1 protein-coding gene is annotated in these 1,503 nt (G+C 67.9%); it reads left to right on the top strand.

Going from position 1 to position 1,503, the window contains the following annotated elements:
- A partial coding sequence (locus MO486_RS16365) for a M4 family metallopeptidase (RefSeq protein WP_345779223.1) occupies positions 1 to 1,503 on the top strand: 1,503 nt, incomplete at both ends.

Here is a 1,503-nt window from a genome sequence, read left to right as displayed (position 1 = left end):
CGACCATCCGGCCGCCGGCCGCGCCCTCGGCCTGATCGATGGCAACAAGGCGGCGGCGCATCGTGCCGATGCCGACGCCTTCTCGGTCAAGGACGTGATCGTCGACCGTGACGGCACCGAGCACGTCCGCGTCGAACGGACCTACCGTGGCCTGCCGGTGATCGGCGGCGACATGGTCGTGCATTCGCGCAATGGCCAGCTCAAGAGCACCAGCCTGACGCTGAAGTCGAGCGCCCGCCCGGACATCCATGGCGGCAAGCTCAGTGGCGACGACGCCACCCTCGCTGCCGGTGTCGACTTCGGCACCGGGTTTGCAGGCATGCAGACCGCCCGCAAGGTGGTGTACGCGCTCGGCCGCACGCCGAAGCTGGCGTACGAAGTGGTCTTCACCGGCACCAAGCGCGACCAGACGCCGACCGAGATGCATTACTTCGTCGACGCCGACAGCGGCGCCATCCTCAACAAGTGGGACATGGTCCATACCGGCAAGCCGGGTGGCGGTGGCACCGGCGGCGGGACGCCGGCGGTCGGCACCGGCAAGACCCTGCAGTACGGCAACGTCAGCATCAACACCGCCAGCTCGGGCGGTTCCTACAACCTGACCGACACCACCCGCGGCAACGGCGCCACCTATGACGCCAACAACGCGGCGTACACCACGGCTGCGCGCCGCGCCGTGCTGTTCACCGATGCCGACAACAGCTGGGGCAACAACGCGCTCAGCGACCGCGCCACCATCGCCGCCGAAGCCCACTACGGCGTGGCCACCACCTGGGACTTCTACAAGAACACGTTCGGCCGCAACGGCATCTTCAACGACGGCCAAGGCGTGAAGAGCTACGTCCACGTCGGCACCAACTGGGTCAATGCCGCGTGGTACGCCAACGCCATGTATTACGGCGACGGCGGCGGCTCCTACCTGCCGCTGACCACGCTCGACATCGCCGGCCACGAGATGAGCCACGGCGTCAACCAGGCCAGCGCCGGCCTGGTGTACTCGAACGATTCCGGCGGCCTGAACGAAGCCAACTCCGACATCATGGGCACCCTGGTCGAGTTCTACGCCAACAACGCCAATGATCCGGGCGACTACAAGATCGGCGAGGAAATCTACGTCAACGGCACCAGCGCCCTGCGCTACATGTACGACCCGAACTCCGATGGCAATCTGTCCTACGACTGCTACCCGGCTGGCGGCCTCGGTGGCGTCGACCCGCACTACTCGTCGGGCCCGGCCAACCACTTCTTCTTCCTCCTGGCCGAGGGCACGTCGGGGGCCGGCATGCCGACCAGCAAGACCTGCGCCGCCGGCGACAGCAAGAACGCCACCGGCAACGGGTCGCTCACTGGCATCGGCCGCGCCGCGGCTGGCGCCATCTGGTACCGCGCCCTGACCGTGTACATGAGCTCGGGCACCACCTACCCGCAGGCACGAACCGCCACGTTGAACGCGGCCAGCGACCTGTACGGGGCCGGCTCGGCCGAGCGCGCCGCTGTCGCGGC

It is taken from the genome of Lysobacter sp. CFH 32150 (assembly GCF_022758295.1).
Taxonomy (GTDB): Bacteria; Pseudomonadota; Gammaproteobacteria; order Xanthomonadales; family Xanthomonadaceae; genus CFH-32150.
The sequence above is the reverse complement of the archived record's forward strand: the minus strand, read 5'-3'. Positions and strand labels throughout refer to the sequence as shown.